Consider the following 19,226-nt stretch of genomic DNA (forward strand, 5'->3'; position numbering starts at 1 on the left):
GCTTTATAAAAATATTTTTATTTCCAATCGACATTATTCCTGGCTAAAGGGAACTTCACATGCAACTCATTATGAGTCTTATCGGCATGGCGGCGCTCATTCTGTGCGCCGTCCTGCTCTCCAGCAATCGCAAAGCCATCAAACTCCGTACGGTACTGGGCGCCTTTCTGCTCCAGATTGGCATCGGCGCATTAGTGTTGTACGTCCCGCTGGGACGCCGGATCTTAGGCGGTATGACCGAAGGGGTGGCTAACGTTATCTCCTACGGTAATCAGGGCGTCTCTTTTATTTTCGGCGGTCTGGTCTCTGACAAAATGTTTGAGGTGTTCGGCGGAGGCGGCTTTGTTTTTGCGCTGCGCGTGCTGCCGATTATCGTTTTCTTTTCTTCGCTGATCGCCGTGCTCTATTACATGGGCATTATGCAATGGGTAATTCGCTTGCTGGGAGGCGGATTGCAGAAACTGCTGGGCACATCGCGCACGGAGTCGCTGTCCGCGACGGCGAATATTTTCGTGGGGCAGACGGAAGCGCCGCTGGTGGTTCGCCCCTATATCGCCGGGATGACGCAGTCGGAGCTGTTCGCCGTGATGTGCGGCGGCCTGGCCTCTATCGCCGGTTCCGTCATGGCGGGTTATGCGCAGATGGGCGTGCCGCTGGAGTACCTGATTGCCGCCTCTTTTATGGCGGCGCCGGGCGGATTGCTGTTTGCCAAGCTGATGGTGCCCGAAACGGAAAGCACCCACGACCGGGAGGAAATGGTCGGCTTTGTGGATGAGAACGATCGTCCCGCCAACGTTATTGATGCGGCGGCGAGCGGCGCGGCTTCCGGTATGCAGCTGGCCTTGAACGTGGGGGCGATGCTGCTGGCGTTTATCGCGCTGATCGCGTTGCTTAACGGGATCCTCGGCGGCGTGGGCGGGTGGCTGAACTATCCACAGCTGTCGCTGGAGTTGATTTTAGGCTGGATTTTCTCGCCCGTGGCGTTTTTGATAGGCGTTCCCTGGAATGAGGCGACCATTGCCGGCTCCTTTATCGGTCAAAAACTGATCGTCAATGAGTTTGTCGCCTATATGAACTTCAGCGAATATTTGCAAGCCGATGACGTGGTGGCGGGGAACGGTCTGCAGGTTCTGTCCAATCACACCAAGGCGATTATTTCGTTCGCGCTTTGCGGATTTGCTAACCTGTCATCGATAGCTATCCTTATTGGAGGACTAGGCAGCATGGCGCCGAATCGGCGTCAGGATATTGCCCGGTTCGGTTTGAAAGCGGTAACGGCGGGTACGCTTTCCAACCTGATGAGCGCCAGCATCGCCGGGTTCTTTTTAGCGTTGTAATGGTTCTCTGTTTAGCCACAATAATGGGCGGGAGCCGCCCATTATTCATTGAGGGTTGAGGTGCTGGAATGCCCTGAAAGTAATTTCGCCTTCAAGAGTAAAGCGACATGCTCTCTGCTTTTATCGATGACGTTGAATGGATTAGATTCCCACAGGCTAAGGATGGCGTTGCATATCCTGGTTTCGGCGCCCGTGCCCATTTTCATGTGTCCGCTTATTCCGACGAACTGTTTGCCGAGGCAGAGGTTCCCTTTGCGGATGCGCTGGTGCGCTCGGTGCCGAAACGCCGGGCGGAGTTTCTGGCCGGCCGCTGTCTGGCGAAACGGGTTCTGAGTAAGCTCGGCTACGCGAATTTCGTTCTTAACAGCGCGGAAGATCGCTCTCCTCAGTGGCCTGAACATGTCTCCGGCTCCTTAAGCCACAATACCAATAGCGTACTGTGCGCCGCGCATATCCGCAGCCGCGAGGTCTCCTGCGTCGGGGTCGATATCGAAACGTTTATGTCGGAGAATCGCGCGCGGGCGCTCTGGCCGGGTCTGGTGGATGAGGAGGAATATCACTGGCTGAATGCGCAGGATGATGAGTTCCGCCGTCTGCTGACGTTGAATTTTTCCGCGAAAGAGAGCCTGTTTAAGGCGCTCTATCCGCGGATTAAACACTATTTCGATTTTTTTGACGCCAGGATGGTGGCGTTGGATCGCGCCGGAGAGCGCTTTGAGCTGGAGCTGCTGACCGATTTGACGCCGGAGTTTTGCGCCGGACGCCGTTTTACAGGAACCTACCTGCAAAGAGCCGATGACGTGACAACCTTTATCTGCTGCTGAGCCAGCGGGCGGAATGACGCTCCGCGCCTTACACCAGCGCGGAAACCCACCACACGCGCCCGACGACGGCCAGTTCGCCGTTGATGATCTGTTCTTTGGTGACGATCTCATCTTCATAAAGCGGGTTGTAGGAGCGTACGATGATACCGCCGTCGGGACGCTTGATCAGCGCCTTTACGCGCTGCAGCTCGCCCATGCGGATAGCGTACATCTTGCCGTCGCGGATTTCCCTGTCGGACAGATTGACGGCGACCTTATCGCCGTCCGATAACTTGGGCTCCATACTATCGCCCATTACGGTAACCACGCGGGTGTCTTCCACCCGAATGCCGAGCCGCCTTAACGTATGGGTACGAAAGGGAAGCGCATACACTTCATCTTCATCGATATCATATGCACCTCCTCCGGCCGATAGTCTGACGCCTAACAATGGCACCTCCACGAATTCATCGTCATCATTATCAATTCCTTCCCACTCGGTAACATGCAAACGGGATGCTTTGACATTGCTGCTCTCCGGTTTCGGGTGACCCGCGCCATTAAGCAGCCAGTCCAGCGAATAACCGGTTTTCTCATTGATGGCCTGAGCCGACTCGCGGCTCAGCGTTCCCCGCTTCAACCAGTTGTTCACGGTTTGCGGCGACGTGCCGACGATTTCTGCTAAATCCTTTTGTTTTAATCCCTCTTCGCGCATCAGGTAGCGCAGGCGTTCGGTTAGCTCTGTCATTTGCACCAACTTAAAAAATAAACACGGCGTGGATTTTTTCGTTGTATTGTTGATCTGCGTTGACTATAGTCTGCTTTAAGGATGATAAAATCAACAAAAAAATGATCGAATTTTTGACCAGACGCGTGGCGATGCGCATAGGCGATAGGGCCGCGCGCCAAGGCTGCTCATATGATTTAACCATAAGATTTAAAGGAAAGACGCTATGGAGTTTAAATCGACAATACGTCCGTTGCGAACAAGGCCCGCTGACCTGAACCGATTACCAGCGGGCGTTTGTCTTACCGGAACAATAGCGCGGAGAGGAGGTAAGCATTATAGGGATACAACGGCGCGGCGAACATCAGGCCGCGGTTTATCAACAGGGTTCAGCGCGCTTAAGCGATCTGGCGTTTCTGTTTGTTATACGGAGGTTTTACGATGAAGATTGAACATGCGCTCAGCCTGTGCGGCCCCAAATCGGCCTCGTTAATGTTTACCTGCAGGGATGCTTCGCCTACGTATGTTTATCGGCCGCAAAGCAGCGGCAAACCTGTCAGCCGGGCTAAAACCAGCGGCGTAACTTCTCGAGGCGCGCGGGACGGCTATGGCGACGTTCTGCTGGCTCTGGGGGTCGTTCAGGCGCGGGAGGCGCTGGGGCTGAGCCTGATTCTGGCCAAGTACAACAAAGATCCCGATGAAAAAGACAGAGCGATCGAGGGGATTGCCCGCTTTGCTATGCAACAGGCGCCGAAGCTGGTGGGAAAAGCCGCCGGCCGGCAGATGGCGCGCTGTATCGTCCTGATGGCTAAAATGGCGGTGGAAGAGTACGGCAGAACCGCGGACGATCCGCTGAATCGCTGCCGTTGCAAAGGCCGGGGTAAAGTGACGGATCTGGAGGCTTCCCGCGCAGCCGGCAAAACCGTAGAGAAAGTGTGCCCCCGCTGCGGCGGTTCCGGGATGAAGCCGGTTAAATCGGCAACCGTCTATAAAGTGATTAAAACCGTCGTGCCTGATTTAACGCAGCGCACCTGGTCACGAAACTGGAAAGTATTTTATGACTCGCTTATCGCCCAGTGTTATCAGGAAGCTACGGCGGCAGAAAAGCTCTTCTCCACGGTGACATCACCGCAGAATTAGACGTACAAAATAAAATTTAAAATTTTTAAAATTAAGGCTTGCGCTCTTGTCCAAAATTGGTTAAATTAATCCCCATGATGGAGATGAAGTGATTACCCCATCGAAAAACAAAACACATTTTAAGGCCTGCTTTTAGCAGGCCTTTTTTTATTCTAGCCCTGGCTCTGTCCGGGGCTTTTTTATTTCTTATTTATGCTTAACGGTTTTTATAAGAGAATTCTTATTGGTTTAATCAACTCTTTAGAAGGGGAAATATGCAAATCAATATCTTCAGTTGGGCCGGTGTTTACGAGTTAATACACGCCTGGTGGCGAGGTGATGTCCCTACTGGGGGTGTGTTGTTATCTATATTTATCGCCATACTTCGCGTTGCCTATACCGGCGGCGGCTGGCAGCGCATGCTGCTTGAGGGCGCGCTGTGCGGGGCTTTGACGCTGACGGCGGTTTCATCGCTGGAGTATTTTTCTCTGCCCAAAACGCTGACGCCGGCGTTGGGCGGCATGATCGGTTTTATCGGCGTTGAACATATTCGCCGCGGTATATTGAGATTTTTAAACGACCGGTTTGATAGTGATAAAAAGACCAAGAAATAAACGCATCGGGTAATCTTCTGTTACCTGATGCGTTTTTTTCTTATGCTGTTTTTTTTCAATTCATATAAAGGAGGTGTAAGAATCTATTTATCTGATAACGCTGATTGAAATAAATCCGTTTTTTTGTTGAACCCTAAAATTGATATTTCCGTTATACCGACGGAAGGGCATTTTTATGCCCGTAATTATGTAAAAATCATCCACCACAAAGAAAGCGGTAACCAGGAGATTAAATTTAATGTTCTGGTCTGCTTTTATTTTTTTATAAAGAGAGAAATATTATGAATACATTTGAACAGAATAAAAAAACCTCCCTGAAAAGCAATAAGCCGCACAAGCCGTCTATTTGGTCGCGGGCCGATGCGCTGAAAGTAACGGAAGACGATCCGACGACGACGCAGCCGCTGGTCAGCGGTGATTTCCCGGTGATGAGCGACGAGGTCTTTATCTGGGATACCATGCCGCTGCGCGATCTGGACGGCAATATCGCATCGGTTAACGGCTGGTCGGTTATCTTCACGCTGACCGCCAATCGTAACCCAACCGATCCGCAGTATCTGGATGAGAACGGGAATTACGATATCACCAGCGACTGGAACGATCGTCACGGCCGGGCGAAGATGTACTTCTGGTACTCCCGCACCGGTAAGGATTGGATTATGGGCGGCCGGGTGATGGCCGACGGGGTGTCGCCGACCACGCGTGAATGGGCCGGTACGCCGATTCTTCTGAACGAGCGCGGCGAGATCGATCTCTACTACACCGCGGTGACGCCGGGCGCGACTATCGTCAAAGTACGCGGCCGGGTGGTGACCACCGATAATGCGGTGGAAATGGTGGGCTTCAGCAAGGTTAAAAGCCTGTTCGAAGCGGATGGCAGAATGTACCAGACCGAGAGCCAAAACCCGTACTGGGGTTTTCGCGATCCTTGCCCGTTCCGCGATCCGAAAAGCGGCAAGCTGTATATGCTGTTTGAAGGTAACGTCGCCGGCGAACGCGGTAGCCATGTCGTCGGTCCCGAAGAGATCGGGGATGTGCCTCCGGGTTATGACGATGTGGGCAATTCCCGTTACCAGACCGGGTGCATCGGTATCGCGGTATGCCGTGATGAAGATGGCGATGATTGGGAAATGCTGCCGCCGCTGGTTACCGCCGTCGGCGTCAACGACCAGACGGAACGGCCGCACTTCGTTTTCCAGGATGGAAAATATTACCTGTTCACCATCAGCCATAAATTCACCTATGGCGATGGCCTGACCGGACCGGACGGCGTGTACGGTTTCGTCAGCGAGGATCTGTTCGGGCCTTACGTGCCGTTGAACGGCTCCGGCCTGGTGCTGGGCAACCCGGCTTCCCAGCCTTACCAGACCTACTCGCACTACGTTATGCCTAACGGGCTGGTGACCTCCTTTATCGACTCCGTGCCGACGGGCGAGGACACCTACCGTATCGGCGGCACCGAAGCGCCGACGGTACAGATCAAACTGAAAGGCGCCCAGACCTTTATGGTCGAAGAGTTCGATTATGGCTATATTCCGCCGATGATTGACGTCAGGGTGTCGTAATTCCCTCCAGGGGCGGCCGGCGCCGCCCCTATTCTCCGCCGCTTCCCGGTGCGAAACCGGAGCCGCCCAGCCGGCAATCCCCCCCCCGCAAAATCTACGCATAGCCTTCCGTGAAGAAACGCTGAAGCCCGCTGAACGCATCGGCATCGCCGCTGCGGCCAAGGGCTTGGCCCGCCTAAGAACACATTTCCCTCAATGCATATGAATGCCGCCGTTTACGTCAAGCGTCGTGCCGGTGACATAATCCGCTTCAGGAGAGGCCAGATAGGCCGCGGCCGAAGCGACCTCTTCTGGCCTGCCGATACGGCGCAGAGGAACGGCATCTAGCGAGGAATAACGGCGCTGTTCGCCCGTCGCGCTGATGGCCAGAGCAAGCATCGGCGTGTCTATAGGGCCGGGCGCGATGCTGTTGACCGTAATGCCGAGCGGCGCCAGCTCGCGCGCGGCTACGCGCGTCAAGCCGATGATGGCGGCTTTGGAAGACGAATAGGCGACGCCGGACTGTACGCTGCCGAGCTGGCCAGCGCCGGAGGAGAGGGTGATGATGCGGCCGTGCTCGACGGAAAGATGCCGACGGCGGCGCGCCATTTCCCGAATACACAGAAAAGTGCCGCGCGCGTTGACCGACTGAACGCGATCCCAGTCCTCAACCGTGGCGTCCGCCAGCGCGATGCCCGCTCCCGCCCCGCCGGCGCCGATAATACCGGCAAACTGCGCCAGCACGGCGACAGCTCCCATCTCTCGTTCGATTCGCTCGAAGCCCGAAATCACGCTCGCCTCGTCGGCAATGTTGAACGGGATGGCGCAGTGTCCCTGACCGGGAAGCGCCGCCGCCAGTTTCCCTGCCGCCTCGCCGTCAAGATCGGCGATAGCCACCGCCATGCCCGCTTGTGCAAAACGCGTCGCCGTCGCGTAGCCTAATCCGCCCGCGCCGCCCGCCACCAATGCTATACGCATACTGTTTCTCCCTTTGATTCAATCCTATTTCGTGACGCTCTTTTTTCGTCATGCCTCGAATTTTTCCCGGCACAACCAGCGCGTTGAGGCGCTCTGCAAAACGTCGCGCTGCCGTTTTGATGGCGGCCTGTCGCTGACCACATAGTGAAAATCGGCAATGCTGCCGTTTTGGCAGAGCGCCGCCCGGCCGAATTTCGTGCTGTCCACGACCAGTACCTTGACCGCCGCGCCGGCCAGCAACGCATGGCGCGCCTTCACTTCGTCATCATTGAAATCGTAGAGTTCGCCCGCTTCTCCCACTCCCCCCACCGACACCACGCCTATCGCCACCCGGTAGCGGCTGAAAAACGCCAGCGCATCGCCGCCGATGATATCCAGATCCCGTTTACGCACCTGTCCGCCGGCCACGATCAAATCGCAACCGGGCAGACGGCTAAGCGGTTTCGCCGCGTGCAGGTTATTGGTGAAGACCGCCAGGCGAACGTCGGAGGGCAAGGCGCGCGCCACCATTTCCACCGTTGTTCCCGTTCCCAGAAAACAGTTTTGATATTCGCCAAGCAGCGCGGCAACCTGCTCGCCGATCCAGCGTTTGCCGCCGACGTTGACGATCTCCCGCTGCTGATAGCCGATATTCTCGCGCGCGAAGGGCGCCACCAGACCGTGCCTACGCAGCAGCAGACCCTGCTCGGTCAACTCCCGCACATCGCTGCGCACGGTCTGTAGCGAAACGCCGAAATGCTCGGCCAATTGCTCGATACTGCGCTCTCCCTGTTCCGTCACCATTGTAGTAATTGCGCGGCGGCGTGATTCCGGCGTCATCATTCTCTCCTTGTCTTGATGTTTTCGCGAATACTACATCGAAAGTATTAAGTTATTACTACGAAATTGAATAGTCATATTTTTGTCAGATTCCCCTGTTTTAATCATCGCAACGAAAACCAGGGGAACGCCGATATGTATAAAAAATTAACGCTTGCCGCTCTGTTTCTGACGCTGTTTAGCGCGTCCGCAGTAGCGAAAACCACGCTGATGCTTTACACCAGCCAGCCTAATGAAGACGCCCAGATGACCGTCAACGCCTTTGAGCAGACGCACCCGGATATCAAAGTGAACTGGATCCGCGATGGAACCACCAAACTTACCGCGCGTTTGCAGGCGGAGCTGGCCGCAGGCGGCGGTTCGCCGGATGTTCTGCTGATCTCCGACAGCGTGACGATGGAGTCGCTTAAGCAGCAGAATCTGCTGGCGCCGTACAAATCGCCCGAAGCCGCGCGTTACGACGCCTCGCTCTATAATGCGGACGGCTATTACTACGGCACTAAGCTGATCACCACGGGCATCGCCTATCATCGTCAGGCGCCGGTCAAACCGACTTCATGGCAGGATCTGCTCAAGCCCGAACTGAAAAACATGAGCACCATGCCCAGCCCGCTCTATTCCGGCGCGGCGCTGATTCATCTGGCGACGCTGACCAACAATCCGCAGCTCGGCTGGGACTATTACCAGAAGCTGAAAGAGAACGGCGCCATGCCCCAGGGCGGCAACGGCGCGGTGCTGAGCGCGATCTCATCCGGCAGCAAAGCCTACGGCGTACTGGTGGATTTCATGGCTATCCGCGAGAAGGCCAAAGGCGCGCCGATTGAGTTTCTGTTTCCGCAGGAGGGCGTGAGTATCGTCACCGAACCGGTCGCGATGATGAAAACGGCGAAAAATCCGGCCGCCGCCAAAGCCTTTATCGATTTCGTATTGTCCGAGCAGGGACAGCGGCTGGTGCTGAAACAGGGCTATCTGCCCGCGCGCGCCGACCTGCCTGTTCCGGCCGGTTTTCCTCCGCGCGACCAGATCAAGCTAATGGCGTTCGACGCCGGTAAGGCGTTGGCCGAGTCCGAACAGAACAAACAGCGCTTTAGCCAACTCTTCGGAAGCCACTAAAACATGAGTAGCCTGACCGTGCGTTCCCCCTACGGCGGCAACCCTCCCAGAGGGTTGCTCTGGCTGCTGCTGGGGCTGGTGACGCTGCTCAGCCTGTTGCCCAGCCTGCGTTTGCTGACCTCGGCGCTGCTGGACTGGCATCAGGGCGCCGACAGCAGCCTGTGGCGGGTGTTATCCAGTCAATCGACCTGGGGAGCGCTGTACAACAGTTTATATACCAGCGGCGTGGGAACTCTGTTCTCCGTGCTGCTGGGCAGTCTTTTCGCTTTCTGTCTGGCGCTGACCGATATTCGGGCCAAACAGATATGGATATTTTTGTTTATGCTGCCGATGATGATTCCGCCGCAGGTCACGGCGCTAAGCTGGCTGCAACTTTTCGGGCCCAGCAGCATCCTGCTGAACAGCCTGGGAATAGCGCCGAGCTTCGGCAGCGCCAACCCGCTCTATTCCGCCGAAGGGATCGCCCTGCTGCTCGGCATTCAGCATGCGCCGCTGGTGTTTCTGGCGCTGCGCACCCAACTGCTCTGCCTGCCCAAAGAGCAAATCGAAGCCGCGCGTCTGAACGGCGCTTCGCTGTGGCGGGTGTTTTGCGATATCGTCCTGCCGCTGTGCCGCACCACGCTGTGGGCGGGCGGCGCCATCGCTTTCGTGTCGGCGCTGGGCAACTTTGGCATTCCCGCGATGTTGGGCATTCCCATTTCCTACTTCGTGCTGCCGACGCAGATTTATCAGACTATGTCCGGCTTCGGCGCTTCCATGATCAATCAGGTCGCGGCGCTATCGGTACTGATGGGCGTGCTGGCGGTAGGGATCGTTATACTGCAAAGCCGGCTGCAGCGGCGTCATGCCCTGCCGCTGATCGGTATGGCCGGCCGCGCGCTGTCGTTTAGGCTCGGCGCGTGGCGCTGGCCGACGGAGCTGATCATGGGGAGCGTGCTGTTCATGATACTGGCCGCGCCCCTGCTGGCGCTGATCGCCACCTCGCTGGTGCCGACGCTGGGCGTGCCGCTGAACGGGAAGACGCTGACCTTCGCCGCTTACGGCGCCATGCTGGAAGGGCAGGGGGCCACCTGGCGCGCGCTGAGCAACAGTATGCTGCTGTCTGTTTCGGCCGCCGTTGTCTTGATGATCCTGAGCCTGCCTCTCGCCTATCTGCTGGTGCGCTATCCCAGCCGCCCGCTACGCTGGCTGCACAACGCCATCGATATTCCCTACACTTTGCCCGGCGTGGTGCTGGCCATCGCGTTTATTCTGCTGTTCGCGCGGCCGCTTCCCATCGTGGATATCACGCTGTACGGCACGCTGGCGATCATTTTTCTGGCGTATCTGGCGCGTTTCCTCACGGTGTGCCTCAAACCCGTGCATAGCGGCATGCTGCAGTTGGATCCGGCGATGGAAGAGGCGGCAAGCCTGGCGGGCGCCGACTTTTCGCAACGGCTGCGCCATATTGTTCTGCCGCTGTTGGCGCCGGCGGCCTTTGCCGGCGCGCTGCTGGTGTTTCTGACGGCGGTTCATGAACTGACCGTCTCGGCCCTGCTGTGGAGCGCGGGGAGCGAGACGCTCGGCGTCGTCATTTTCAATCTGGATGAGAGCGGCAATAAGGTGCTGGCCTCCGCCGTGTCGGTGATGGTGGTGGCGCTGGTCGCGCTGGTTATGTTGTTGCTGAGCGGCTTGGGCCGCTATCTTCCCAAAGGAGTTATCCCATGGCAGAGCTGAAACTGGAACGGATAGGCAAACGGTTCGGCGAACAGGCGGTGGTGCGCGATCTGAACCTGACCATTCCCGAAGGCGCCTTTACCGCGCTGCTGGGGCCCAGCGGCTGCGGGAAAACCACTACGCTGCGCATTTTGGCCGGTCTGGAACAGCTGAGCGAGGGGCGGTTGCTGTTAGGCGACAAGATCCTGGCGGATCGGCAGCGCCATCTTCCCCCCGAAGAGCGCAATATGGGGATGGTGTTCCAATCTTATGCCCTGTGGCCGCATATGACGGTGGCGGAGAATGTCGGTTATCCGCTGAAACTGAAGAAAATTGACGGCGCAGCCCGGCGAAAGCGCGTTATGGAGGCGCTGGAAGAGGTTGAACTTGTCTCCTGCGCCGATCGTTCCCCTCAGGATCTGAGCGGCGGACAGCGTCAGCGCGTCGCGCTGGCGCGCTGCCTGGTGTCGGAACCGCAGGTGATGCTGCTGGATGAACCCTTGGCTAATCTGGATCGCCATCTGCGCGCCACGATGGAACAGACATTCCGCGATTTTCACCGGCGCACCGGCGCGACTTTTATCTACGTAACCCACGATCAGGCCGAGGCGATGGCGCTGGCCAGCCATATCGCGGTGATGCATCAGGGAGAGCTGATGCAGTGGGGCTCTCCGCAGCAGCTCTATCAATATCCGCAGAGCGCCTGGGTCGCGCGTTTTATCGGCAAAGGCAGCGTGTTGACGCTGCCGGTGGCCGAAGACGCCGCCCGTGTGGACGGCGCGCAGCTGCATCAGGGGCTGGCGCTGGCCTCTACCTGCGCCGCGAGTCGCCGCCGGCCGATTCTGATTCGTCCCGAACATGTGGAAGTGGCGGACGATGGCGTCGCCGCCTCGGTGGAAAGCTGTATTTATCAGGGAGAGCGCTATCTGCTGCAACTGCGCCTGAGCGATGGTCAGCCGCTTACCGCCTATCACCATGCGCCGTTGAACGAACGGCAGCCGGTCGCGGTGCGCCTGCATCAGGGCTGGCGGCTGGAGGCGGCATGAGCGTCAATATCGAAATTCTCAGCGGCCAGCACGGCAAAGCGCCCGCGGCCATTCTGGTGACTACGCCATCGCTACGCATTCTGCTCGACGCCGGGGGCGCGCTGGAACCGGACGCCGAACCCTGGCCGATCCCGGACGATCTGGATGCGATCTTCCTGAGCCACGATCATGAGGATCACATCGGCGGCCTGATGCGTTTACCGCCCCAGACGCCGGTATACTGCACAGGCGTCACGGCGCGGGCGCTGCCCGCCGGTCTGAATGTACGGCCGATCCCGGTCAGCGGGCGATTCCAGCTCGGTTCGCTGAGCGTCACCACCGGCAGCAGCGGCCATGCCTACGGCGGCGTTTGGTTTCATCTGGATCTGGCCGGGGGGCTGTTTTACAGCGGCGACGTCAGCCTGGAGTCCGCGCTGTTCCGTTTTGATCGGCCGCCGACGGCGCGTGTGGCGCTGGTGGATGCCTCCTACGCGCTGTACGACGTTGCGCAGAGCCAGCAGCGGGAGACGATATTTTCGCAGTTGGTCCGGCCGACGCTGTGTCCGGTGCCGCCCTCCGGCCGGGCGGTGGAAATGGCGCTGCTGCTGGCGCGGCGCGGCAACGCCGCCGGCATGGCGCTGGATGACGCCTGCCTGACGATGCTGGAACGCATGGCGGAACATGACGATGGCAGCCTGCAGCCCGGCGTACAGGATGAGCTGCAGCGACTGGCGCGGGCGCTGCCGCCTTTTTCGCCAGACATGCCGCTACTGTTGACGGCTAATCCGGATGGGCAGAGCGGCGCCGCCGGCCTACTGCGGGCGCGGCCCGGCTTCGGCCACCGCGTTCTGTTCACCGGACATCTCAATCAACATGCCCGGCGACAGTGGCGCGCAGGCGAAGTCGACTTCTGCCGCTGGAACGTGCACCCTACCCGGCAGTGCCTACGCCGGCTGGCCGCGATGCTGGAATGCCGCGCCCTGGCGCCGCTGTTTACGCCCATTGACGCAACGGCGGCGTGGCGTCAGGCGCTGGGATGCGAAATTATCGATCGCCCGGCCATCAGGATGGAACTATGAATTTGATCTGCAAGCCTTTTGTCTTCCTGCGCCACGGCGAAACGCCGCTTAACCGCGATCGGCTGATCGGCGGACGCACCGATGTTCCCCTGACCGAAGAGGGGGAACAACAGGCGCGCAACGCGGCGCCCCTATTGGCGCGCCATACCTGGAGCCGTATTGCCGTCAGCGATAGGCTGCGCGCCCGGCAAACGGCGGCGCTGGCGGTTCCCGGCGCGCCCAAGCTGATCGTCTCCGACCTGCGTGAACGGGACTGGGGCGATCTTGAGCTCAGGCCCTATGCGGAACAGCCGCCTTATGAAACGACCCCGCCCGGCGGCGAATCCTGGGGCGACTTCTGCGCCCGCATTATCGACGCGCTTAATCAACTGCTGCGGCAATACGATACGCCGCTGGTTATCGCGCATTCCGGCGTGTTCCGCGTCCTTAGTCTGCTGGCTACCGGCTCGCCTTACGGGCCGCGGATCGGCAACGCGGTTCCGATGTGGATTCTGCCCGATCGTTCTCCCGACGGCTGGGCGATCGTTCCGCTGGCGCAGCGCGATGCGTGAGGTGATTTTTATTCCGGCCGGTATCCGTTTGGCGACCGGCGGGAGCCTGGGCGGCATCAACGGGGCGCCCGTTGGCATTTAACCCTCCGTTCAACGGCCTGCGCGCATACTCAGACGGCCCTATGCGCCATTGCCAGAATAATTTCGTATAGCTCATGACAGGCCTGCCGTTCGCTGACTTCGCCGCTCAGGGCGACGGACGCGAGAGCGTCCGCCGCGCCGAGCATCGCCCACAGCGCCGCCGCGGAGAGTGTTTTCGTCCCGAGAAACGGCGCAAGCGCCTGCCGGCATTTTTCAAGAAAAGCGTGCTGGCATTTCTTGCACATCTCCGCCAGCTCCGGCGAACCGCTCAATGCCGCTAGCACGCCCGGGATTTCACGCCCTTCATTCAGCACGCAGCGGATGTAGCTTGATGCGATAACGCGCGCCTTATCCTGCAAAACTGGTTTACCGGCGGCGATGGCGTCATCAATCATTATGCCGTGGCGGGAATCAAAATCTTGGTATAAGGCGGTCAGCAAACCGTGACGCGTGCCGAAATGTTCGTATACGGTCGGTTTGGTGATGCCCGCCGCTTCGGCCAATCTTCCCAGGCTCAGCGCATCCGTCCCCTCTTCATGAATCACTTTCCATGCCGTATCGATCAATTGGGAATAACGCGCTTCCCTGGTAAGCCGCCGGCGTTTTCTGACGCTATTCCCATGCGCAGCGGCAACGCGTTTTGACATATTCCGTCCTCATTGTTAATCCTTCACGAAGTATTGGCGAAATATCCGCTAGGCGAAAATTTTCCTGCCGATTCCCCGGGCGACATCCAGATGCGTTTCGGGGAACCGGCCGTCCGGGATAAGCAGCAGCTCGGACGTCACCACCCGAACGCCGACATAATCAAATATACCGTGATCTATCTGCGTTCTCATCGCCGCAAAATAGCCGTGACGGGAATAGGTACGCAGATTGGCCGCGCCAATGCCGACCAGATGGACCTGAAGGCGATCGAGTTTTTTGCGCCATTTACCGTCAGGCGTATCCTCATAAGCCCACCCGCCGGTAAACACGCGATCTATCCAACCTTTCATCAATGCTGGAAATGACCACCAGTAAACAGGATAAATTAGCGCCAGTGCGTCAGCGCGATCGATTCGCTCCTGCTCGGCGACGACATCTGCTGAACGCGGGCCTTGGTTGCGAAAAAAAGCCAGATCGGCGGCGGAAAACCGCGGATCGAAACCTTCCGCCGTCAGATCCGCTATCTCAAGGCTATTTTCCGTATCGGCAAGGGAGATTCCGCGGGCGACCTCGCCGGCGACGGCGTGTGTGAAGGAGGATTTATCGGGATGAGCAACAACGATCAGCGCATGCATTCTTCGGGCTCCTATCCTGTGTCGGGAAGGCGAGCCGGCTTAGCTCGCCATTGCAATCAGACGTTGCAGGACACCGCTCCCGCAGGCGCGGCTCCGTTTGCTACGCCGTCTGTACGCGGATAAAACCGTGATGCGGAGACAGTAACATACTATTGGTATGTTGTAAATTATTCTCATATCGGCAAGAGATCAGAGCGAAAACGTCGCGAAGGTTTAGTCCGATTAGCCACCGTGAGCATGGTCTATCAGTGTCAGAACGCCTATTAGAAAGCGGATTTTACGCTAGCGCCCCAAATCAAAGGTGGGTCGGAGATCTGTATACAAAAGAGGCTCTGTCCCTGGCCGTTGTGTGGATCATAATATCAACCTGCAGGAATGTTATTCCTATGGTGATGATGCTTCAGATATTCCAATGTTGGAATGCGTTGGTCGCCAGTCTGTGTCGGCAATCAGGCTCTGTTGACACAGTATGTAATGGAACATAGCTGGAAAGTATTACCGTTTTAATATTTAAAAGGAGCGTGTTGAATAAACCCGATTCGTGGATAAGGACCAAAGGCCAGACGGTTTTCCTTACCGCCGAAGCGATAGCGGAAATACCATAACTTAGCGCCGCTGGTCGATATCGTCAGATACAGGCCTTGCGAATCAGTAAGTTTGTAGGATTTTGCGCGGGATTTGGCTGCGCGGATTTTGCTGTCATTCAGGGCCATGTGAGGGTCTCCTTCGTTCATCGAACTGAACGACCCGCAATCTGACCCACAAATTCCCCGATACGAAGGGATAAATCAAAACGCATCGGAAAAGTTTTTTACGTCAACTTATTGAATTACATACACATAGGGATTGATAAGGAGGCATAAAAAAGGAAAGGTGGCGGACTCGGGATCATATCTACGATTAACGTGCTGTTTATTATTGGTTTTGTTACGAAATTGTTGAAACAGCGCCCCCACTAAAGCCCCATAAAAAATCGCTTTGTTTTTTTGATGGTTATCACGAGGAATCGGTGTTTAAGGGCGTGGGGCGTTGGTATGTGCGGAATTAAGTCCCCATATAATATAACAGTAGGGGCTCCACACATTACGACGCTAAAAACACAACCTTTATACCCACAGTTCATCGCGTGCAAACAATGGTCTGATACCCTCTGAATTTAACGTCTTTCAAACCGGTATTTGATATGTTGCTCAGGGTGTATTTGAGATAAATATCACCATTGTATGATTTAACATTATGATTAAATGTAATTTTCATTCTGTTTTTAAAATGTGTTCATACAGCCTTTAAGATAACCAAACAAAATTGTTTTTGAATGGACATAAGTGATAGCCCACTTATCTTTCCGCCACCCTGAACGCCTCCGCCATTTGTTCCTGCTCCCGAAGCGGAAGGTGCAGTCTGTCCGCAATCGTTCTCCACTGGCTGACGATCCCGCAGAAATGAGCAATGATCTCATGAGCCGCTGCCTGATTCAGGCGAAAGTACCCGGCTACTTCTCGTGCTAATTCGAGATCAAGTGCATTATCTGCCTCGGTGATATTGAGTTTTAGGCCATCAGACCACGGCGTAGGGTTCATGTCGTAGGCTGCGGACAGGCGCCAGCCTCTGCCGGGAACCAGAATAAATCCGTGGTTGCGCAGATGATCGTCGGTATTGGAGACAAGGATATTAAAAACGATCCTCGACCAGAGTTCCTTCAGGTCGACGTTGGTTTGTGCGCCCTGCCTTATCAGAACGTCCGCCAGTTCCAGATAGCTGACGCCTGTTGACGCATCCTCGCCATCCTGATGTCTGGTTAGCGTCATCGCCGACGCGAAATGCAGACGCTGGCCAGTTTCCGTCCGGTCGAATCGACGGACCATAAAACAGTGATAATCGCTGGCGAATTTACGGGCTTCTGCCGCGGCTACGTTGAGCCCACAGCCTGTGGCGAGCGCGTTAACGACCATCTCCCAGCCGCCCACATCGTACTCATCCCTTGTACTTGGAAATTTAGCGATATAGAGGCATCCATTATTATCAGCGACACTGGCTTTTGGTCGTGCGCCGCCTAATGAGCCACCCGGTGCGATCAACATTCTTAGCCATTCCTGACCCACTAAGGCGGTATTATCAGGATCGTCCTCAAGCGCCCGGCTGGCTCTTTCTAATGCGCCAATTTCGGTGAAAGGAGGGGCTGCAACATCTATCCGGCTATCGAGAAATTCACCTTCATCTTCCAGCTTGTAACGCAGAGCGCCAACCCGGTAAAGGTCATGTACGCCAAGCAGATAGTCCGATTCGTAAAGCCGTGTACCTTCAGCCTGAATACCTGCACGAATATCCCGTTCCAGACGGCGCTTCATTAGCATTCGTCCCCAGCGGTCAGGGCTGGAATCGCCGAATACGCCGAACTTATCTCGTGGCGAAGTTGGATATTGAGCGCCCTCAAACAGCCCGATTTCTGGATCAAGCTGTAGAAAATTAAGTTCAGGATCGCTTAACGCCTGTGGATCATACTGAAATTCAAAGAGTTCGCGTGTTCGGGTTCGACGGCTGCGCAGAGAGCCAATTCGTTTGGGTCCCTGCAACCCCTCCCAGTCTGCGTATACACTGATTGTTGCCATCGTTAGTTACCTTTTATGGGGTTCTTTATTGGCTTTAACAGGGCCGCCAGCGATGCAGATGTGATGCCCGACGTTTTTACCGGTGCTTCTTCTGAAGATAATTCTGAGCTAGACGTTTCCCGCCTGCCGGATGTGTCATGTTTAACGGTAGTATCGGTAGACGCATTTCTGGAAGCGCGTTTCCCTGTGGTTGCAGAAGTACGGGAGGCGTGCGCTTTTTTTATCATCCGGAAATCCTGTAGCTGGCGTCCCAGCTCGTCTTCGGCCGCCAGTTTATTCAGATCGTTTTCCAGCCCTAAAATCTGCATGACGGACAAATAAGCGCCCATTGTCACACCTGCGCCGCCCGCTTCAAGCGAACGCAACGTCATTGGCGACATGCCCGCACGTTCAGCGACCTGTTTAGCCGTCAGCTTACGCCGCAGGCGCGCCAGCTTAAGTCGCTCGCCAAAGTCAGCAAGCAACTGGTGAGTATCAGGAAGCAGGGGGGCCGTTTTCTTCGCCATAGTGGAAGTATTTTATCCTTATGAGTTAATTATCGCCATAATATTAGCATATCTGTTGAGCTTGAGCGTTGTGGCGAACCTGAAAACATGAGTGAGATGTTAGTATTACTGCGAAATTGGTTTTAAAGTGCCAGAATATTTACACTATAGTGGGAAGAGGATTATGGCGTTGTATTAAAAACAAAAGAGTCGCTGGGGGTAAGCGCCGAACGCCAGCTTTTTCTCTTTGCCGCCGAAGCGGTATTTGAGATGCCAGAGTTTAGAACCGTTGGGTTTAATCAGCAGGTACAGACCCTGCGCGTCGCTGAGTTTGTAAGGTTTATCGAGCGGCTTGGCGTTGCGGATGGCGGTATCAGTCAGATGCATGGTGGGGGCTTCATAGTTTATCGAACCGACAGGCCCCCAATTAAGTCCCCAAAAACTACGGATGTCAAAAAATCTGGTAGTACCTTGAGGTACTCCAGATCTTCATCAACTTACTGATTTTTCTATGTTCCCGGACATATAGGAACGTCCCAAAACAAAAATATGGTGCCCGGACTCGGAATCGAACCAAGGACACGAGGATTTTCAATCCTCTGCTCTACCGACTGAGCTATCCGGGCAACGGGGCGCATTAAACCGTATTGCCCGCGCGGCGTCAACGGGTTTGTTGGTTAAACAGCGGAAAATCCCGCCGACTGCCGACTTTTCAGCCAAAGCGCGGGGCGCCGCGCCCTGCTGATTCAGGTTAACGCGCCGTTTTTGCGGCATAAGGAGAAGCGCAGGACATCCTCCGCCAACCGTCGCGCCGTTGCAATGCTGGACGCCTGATGCTTGACCAGCAGTTTGCTCAGGCAGCCTTCCAGAATCAGTTCCATCTGCTGAGCCACCATTTCCGCATCGTCTGTTTCCAACTCCTCCAGCAGTGCGCGCGTGTAGCGGTAAGACTCCTGTTTTTGCTGCTCGGCAATCCGGTGTATCGGATGGTTGATATCGGGAAAGAAACTACAGGCGGCGATAAACAGGCAGCCGGGATAGCGCTGTTGTTCTACCGCGTTATGCAGAACCTGATACCTCGCCAGGAGTTTTTGCTCGGGGCTTTTCGTTTCATCCAGCAGAATCTTTCGCCGCCAGATATCAACCTGTTGGCTGTGGTAGCGCAGGCTGTCATAAAGCAGGGCTTCGCGATCGGGCCAGAACGGCAGCAGCTCCGTGACCGCAACGTTCAGCTTTTTAGCCAGCATTTCCAACGTGGTCATGGCGAAACCGTGCTGCTCTAACAGTGTGAGCGCTTGTTCAAGAACCTCTTCCCGTTGCATTGGGTTTCCTCCAAAAGAGCGGTTGCCAGAGAGAATAGTGTC

At 56.3% G+C, this 19,226-nt stretch carries 18 protein-coding genes, 1 tRNA gene and 3 pseudogenes; 11 read left to right on the plus strand and 11 right to left on the minus strand.

Annotated elements, in window-relative coordinates:
- Positions 1–59: 59 nt before the first annotated feature.
- Positions 60–1,337: a NupC/NupG family nucleoside CNT transporter gene (locus VSX58_RS08865; RefSeq protein WP_327617739.1), complete on the plus strand. Its 1,278-nt coding sequence runs from the start codon at positions 60–62 to the stop codon at positions 1,335–1,337.
- 107 nt (positions 1,338–1,444) lie between these two features.
- The gene (locus tag VSX58_RS08870) at positions 1,445–2,161 is read left to right on the plus strand and encodes a 4'-phosphopantetheinyl transferase family protein (RefSeq protein ID WP_327617740.1); all 717 of its coding nucleotides are present in this window, start codon (positions 1,445–1,447) and stop codon (positions 2,159–2,161) included.
- Between the two features lie 28 nt (positions 2,162–2,189).
- On the opposite strand, the gene VSX58_RS08875 is transcribed toward VSX58_RS08870, so the two are convergent.
- Positions 2,190–2,888: a LexA family transcriptional regulator gene (locus tag VSX58_RS08875; RefSeq protein ID WP_327615129.1), complete on the minus strand. Its 699-nt coding sequence runs from the start codon at positions 2,886–2,888 to the stop codon at positions 2,190–2,192.
- 420 nt (positions 2,889–3,308) lie between these two features.
- Between VSX58_RS08875 and VSX58_RS08880 the strand changes: the two genes are divergently transcribed.
- The 3 genes from VSX58_RS08880 to VSX58_RS08890 all read left to right on the plus strand — a co-directional run bounded on the left by VSX58_RS08880 (position 3,309) and on the right by VSX58_RS08890 (position 6,165).
- Entirely contained in the window at positions 3,309–4,007 is a 699-nt protein-coding gene (locus VSX58_RS08880; protein ID WP_327617742.1) for an antitermination protein Q, read from the plus strand.
- Between the two features lie 254 nt (positions 4,008–4,261).
- On the plus strand, positions 4,262–4,600 hold the full coding sequence (locus VSX58_RS08885) for a phage holin, lambda family (RefSeq protein ID WP_327615127.1): 339 nt from the start codon (positions 4,262–4,264) through the stop codon (positions 4,598–4,600).
- Between the two features lie 281 nt (positions 4,601–4,881).
- Positions 4,882–6,165, plus strand: a complete 1,284-nt coding sequence (locus tag VSX58_RS08890; RefSeq protein WP_327617743.1) for a glycoside hydrolase family 68 protein — start codon at positions 4,882–4,884, stop codon at positions 6,163–6,165.
- A 192-nt stretch (positions 6,166–6,357) separates the two neighbouring features.
- On the opposite strand, the gene VSX58_RS08895 is transcribed toward VSX58_RS08890, so the two are convergent.
- Both VSX58_RS08895 and VSX58_RS08900 read right to left on the minus strand, forming a co-directional pair.
- The gene (locus VSX58_RS08895) at positions 6,358–7,122 is read right to left on the minus strand and encodes an SDR family NAD(P)-dependent oxidoreductase (protein ID WP_327617744.1); all 765 of its coding nucleotides are present in this window, start codon (positions 7,120–7,122) and stop codon (positions 6,358–6,360) included.
- Between the two features lie 48 nt (positions 7,123–7,170).
- Complete coding sequence (locus VSX58_RS08900; protein WP_327617745.1) at positions 7,171–7,944, minus strand: DeoR/GlpR family DNA-binding transcription regulator; 774 nt, start codon at positions 7,942–7,944, stop codon at positions 7,171–7,173.
- 132 nt (positions 7,945–8,076) lie between these two features.
- On the opposite strand from VSX58_RS08900, the gene VSX58_RS08905 reads away from it, so the two are divergent.
- The 5 genes from VSX58_RS08905 to VSX58_RS08925 are packed head-to-tail and all read left to right on the plus strand — an operon-like array spanning position 8,077 to position 13,404.
- Positions 8,077–9,054 carry an ABC transporter substrate-binding protein gene (locus VSX58_RS08905; RefSeq protein WP_327617746.1) on the plus strand — a complete coding sequence of 326 codons (978 nt, stop codon included), beginning with the start codon at positions 8,077–8,079 and terminating at the stop codon, positions 9,052–9,054.
- Between the two features lie 3 nt (positions 9,055–9,057).
- The gene (locus VSX58_RS08910) at positions 9,058–10,770 is read left to right on the plus strand and encodes an ABC transporter permease (RefSeq protein ID WP_327617747.1); all 1,713 of its coding nucleotides are present in this window, start codon (positions 9,058–9,060) and stop codon (positions 10,768–10,770) included.
- Positions 10,758–11,795 (plus strand): ABC transporter ATP-binding protein, encoded by a 1,038-nt coding sequence (locus VSX58_RS08915; RefSeq protein ID WP_327617748.1) that lies wholly within the window; start codon positions 10,758–10,760, stop codon positions 11,793–11,795. Before VSX58_RS08910 ends, VSX58_RS08915 begins: the two co-directional genes overlap by 13 nt.
- Positions 11,792–12,853, plus strand: a complete 1,062-nt coding sequence (locus tag VSX58_RS08920) for an MBL fold metallo-hydrolase (protein ID WP_327617749.1) — start codon at positions 11,792–11,794, stop codon at positions 12,851–12,853. The genes VSX58_RS08915 and VSX58_RS08920 overlap by 4 nt, the downstream gene beginning before the upstream one ends.
- A complete protein-coding gene (locus VSX58_RS08925; RefSeq protein ID WP_327617750.1) occupies positions 12,850–13,404 on the plus strand; it encodes a histidine phosphatase family protein in 555 nt (184 codons plus the stop codon). Before VSX58_RS08920 ends, VSX58_RS08925 begins: the two co-directional genes overlap by 4 nt.
- Positions 13,405–13,514: 110 nt before the next feature.
- On the opposite strand, the gene VSX58_RS08930 is transcribed toward VSX58_RS08925, so the two are convergent.
- Complete coding sequence (locus VSX58_RS08930; RefSeq protein WP_327617751.1) at positions 13,515–14,132, minus strand: TetR/AcrR family transcriptional regulator; 618 nt, start codon at positions 14,130–14,132, stop codon at positions 13,515–13,517.
- Between the two features lie 48 nt (positions 14,133–14,180).
- Positions 14,181–14,768, minus strand: a complete 588-nt coding sequence (locus VSX58_RS08935; protein WP_327617752.1) for an NAD(P)H-dependent oxidoreductase — start codon at positions 14,766–14,768, stop codon at positions 14,181–14,183.
- Positions 14,769–14,947: 179 nt separating this feature from the next.
- Between VSX58_RS08935 and VSX58_RS08940 the strand changes: the two are divergent.
- Positions 14,948–15,118 (plus strand): annotated as a pseudogene (locus VSX58_RS08940) (IS3 family transposase); the annotation flags it as partial.
- 186 nt (positions 15,119–15,304) lie between these two features.
- Here the strand turns inward: VSX58_RS08940 and VSX58_RS08945 are convergent.
- The 6 genes and pseudogenes from VSX58_RS08945 to VSX58_RS08970 all read right to left on the minus strand — a co-directional run.
- Positions 15,305–15,481: pseudogene (locus tag VSX58_RS08945) on the minus strand (Arm DNA-binding domain-containing protein); the annotation flags it as partial.
- 624 nt (positions 15,482–16,105) lie between these two features.
- A complete protein-coding gene (locus VSX58_RS08950) occupies positions 16,106–17,377 on the minus strand; it encodes a type II toxin-antitoxin system HipA family toxin (protein ID WP_327617754.1) in 1,272 nt (423 codons plus the stop codon).
- 2 nt (positions 17,378–17,379) lie between these two features.
- Positions 17,380–17,883, minus strand: a complete 504-nt coding sequence (locus VSX58_RS08955; protein WP_327617756.1) for a helix-turn-helix transcriptional regulator — start codon at positions 17,881–17,883, stop codon at positions 17,380–17,382.
- A 195-nt stretch (positions 17,884–18,078) separates the two neighbouring features.
- Positions 18,079–18,249 (minus strand): annotated as a pseudogene (locus VSX58_RS08960) (Arm DNA-binding domain-containing protein); the annotation flags it as partial.
- A gap of 163 nt (positions 18,250–18,412) precedes the next feature.
- A tRNA-Phe gene (locus VSX58_RS08965) sits at positions 18,413–18,488 on the minus strand.
- 120 nt (positions 18,489–18,608) lie between these two features.
- The gene (locus tag VSX58_RS08970; RefSeq protein ID WP_327617757.1) at positions 18,609–19,184 is read right to left on the minus strand and encodes a transcriptional regulator; all 576 of its coding nucleotides are present in this window, start codon (positions 19,182–19,184) and stop codon (positions 18,609–18,611) included.
- Between the last annotated feature and the right edge of the window lie 42 nt (positions 19,185–19,226).

It is taken from the genome of Brenneria populi (genome assembly GCF_036016195.1).
Lineage (GTDB): Bacteria > Pseudomonadota > Gammaproteobacteria > Enterobacterales > Enterobacteriaceae > Brenneria > Brenneria populi.

Excerpts from the sequence above, each read along its gene's own strand:
- VSX58_RS08865 (WP_327617739.1), top strand. The coding sequence starts at position 60 with ATGCAACTCATTATGAGTCTTATCGGCATGGCGGCGCTCATTCTGTGC.
- VSX58_RS08870 (WP_327617740.1), top strand. The coding sequence starts at position 1,445 with ATGCTCTCTGCTTTTATCGATGACGTTGAATGGATTAGATTCCCACAG.
- VSX58_RS08875 (WP_327615129.1), bottom strand. The coding sequence starts at position 2,888 with ATGACAGAGCTAACCGAACGCCTGCGCTACCTGATGCGCGAAGAGGGA.
- VSX58_RS08880 (WP_327617742.1), top strand. The coding sequence starts at position 3,309 with ATGAAGATTGAACATGCGCTCAGCCTGTGCGGCCCCAAATCGGCCTCG.
- VSX58_RS08885 (WP_327615127.1), top strand. The coding sequence starts at position 4,262 with ATGCAAATCAATATCTTCAGTTGGGCCGGTGTTTACGAGTTAATACAC.
- VSX58_RS08890 (WP_327617743.1), top strand. The coding sequence starts at position 4,882 with ATGAATACATTTGAACAGAATAAAAAAACCTCCCTGAAAAGCAATAAG.
- VSX58_RS08895 (WP_327617744.1), bottom strand. The coding sequence starts at position 7,122 with ATGCGTATAGCATTGGTGGCGGGCGGCGCGGGCGGATTAGGCTACGCG.
- VSX58_RS08900 (WP_327617745.1), bottom strand. The coding sequence starts at position 7,944 with ATGATGACGCCGGAATCACGCCGCCGCGCAATTACTACAATGGTGACG.
- VSX58_RS08905 (WP_327617746.1), top strand. The coding sequence starts at position 8,077 with ATGTATAAAAAATTAACGCTTGCCGCTCTGTTTCTGACGCTGTTTAGC.
- VSX58_RS08910 (WP_327617747.1), top strand. The coding sequence starts at position 9,058 with ATGAGTAGCCTGACCGTGCGTTCCCCCTACGGCGGCAACCCTCCCAGA.
- VSX58_RS08915 (WP_327617748.1), top strand. The coding sequence starts at position 10,758 with ATGGCAGAGCTGAAACTGGAACGGATAGGCAAACGGTTCGGCGAACAG.
- VSX58_RS08920 (WP_327617749.1), top strand. The coding sequence starts at position 11,792 with ATGAGCGTCAATATCGAAATTCTCAGCGGCCAGCACGGCAAAGCGCCC.
- VSX58_RS08925 (WP_327617750.1), top strand. The coding sequence starts at position 12,850 with ATGAATTTGATCTGCAAGCCTTTTGTCTTCCTGCGCCACGGCGAAACG.
- VSX58_RS08930 (WP_327617751.1), bottom strand. The coding sequence starts at position 14,132 with ATGTCAAAACGCGTTGCCGCTGCGCATGGGAATAGCGTCAGAAAACGC.
- VSX58_RS08935 (WP_327617752.1), bottom strand. The coding sequence starts at position 14,768 with ATGCATGCGCTGATCGTTGTTGCTCATCCCGATAAATCCTCCTTCACA.
- VSX58_RS08950 (WP_327617754.1), bottom strand. The coding sequence starts at position 17,377 with ATGGCAACAATCAGTGTATACGCAGACTGGGAGGGGTTGCAGGGACCC.
- VSX58_RS08955 (WP_327617756.1), bottom strand. The coding sequence starts at position 17,883 with ATGGCGAAGAAAACGGCCCCCCTGCTTCCTGATACTCACCAGTTGCTT.
- VSX58_RS08970 (WP_327617757.1), bottom strand. The coding sequence starts at position 19,184 with ATGCAACGGGAAGAGGTTCTTGAACAAGCGCTCACACTGTTAGAGCAG.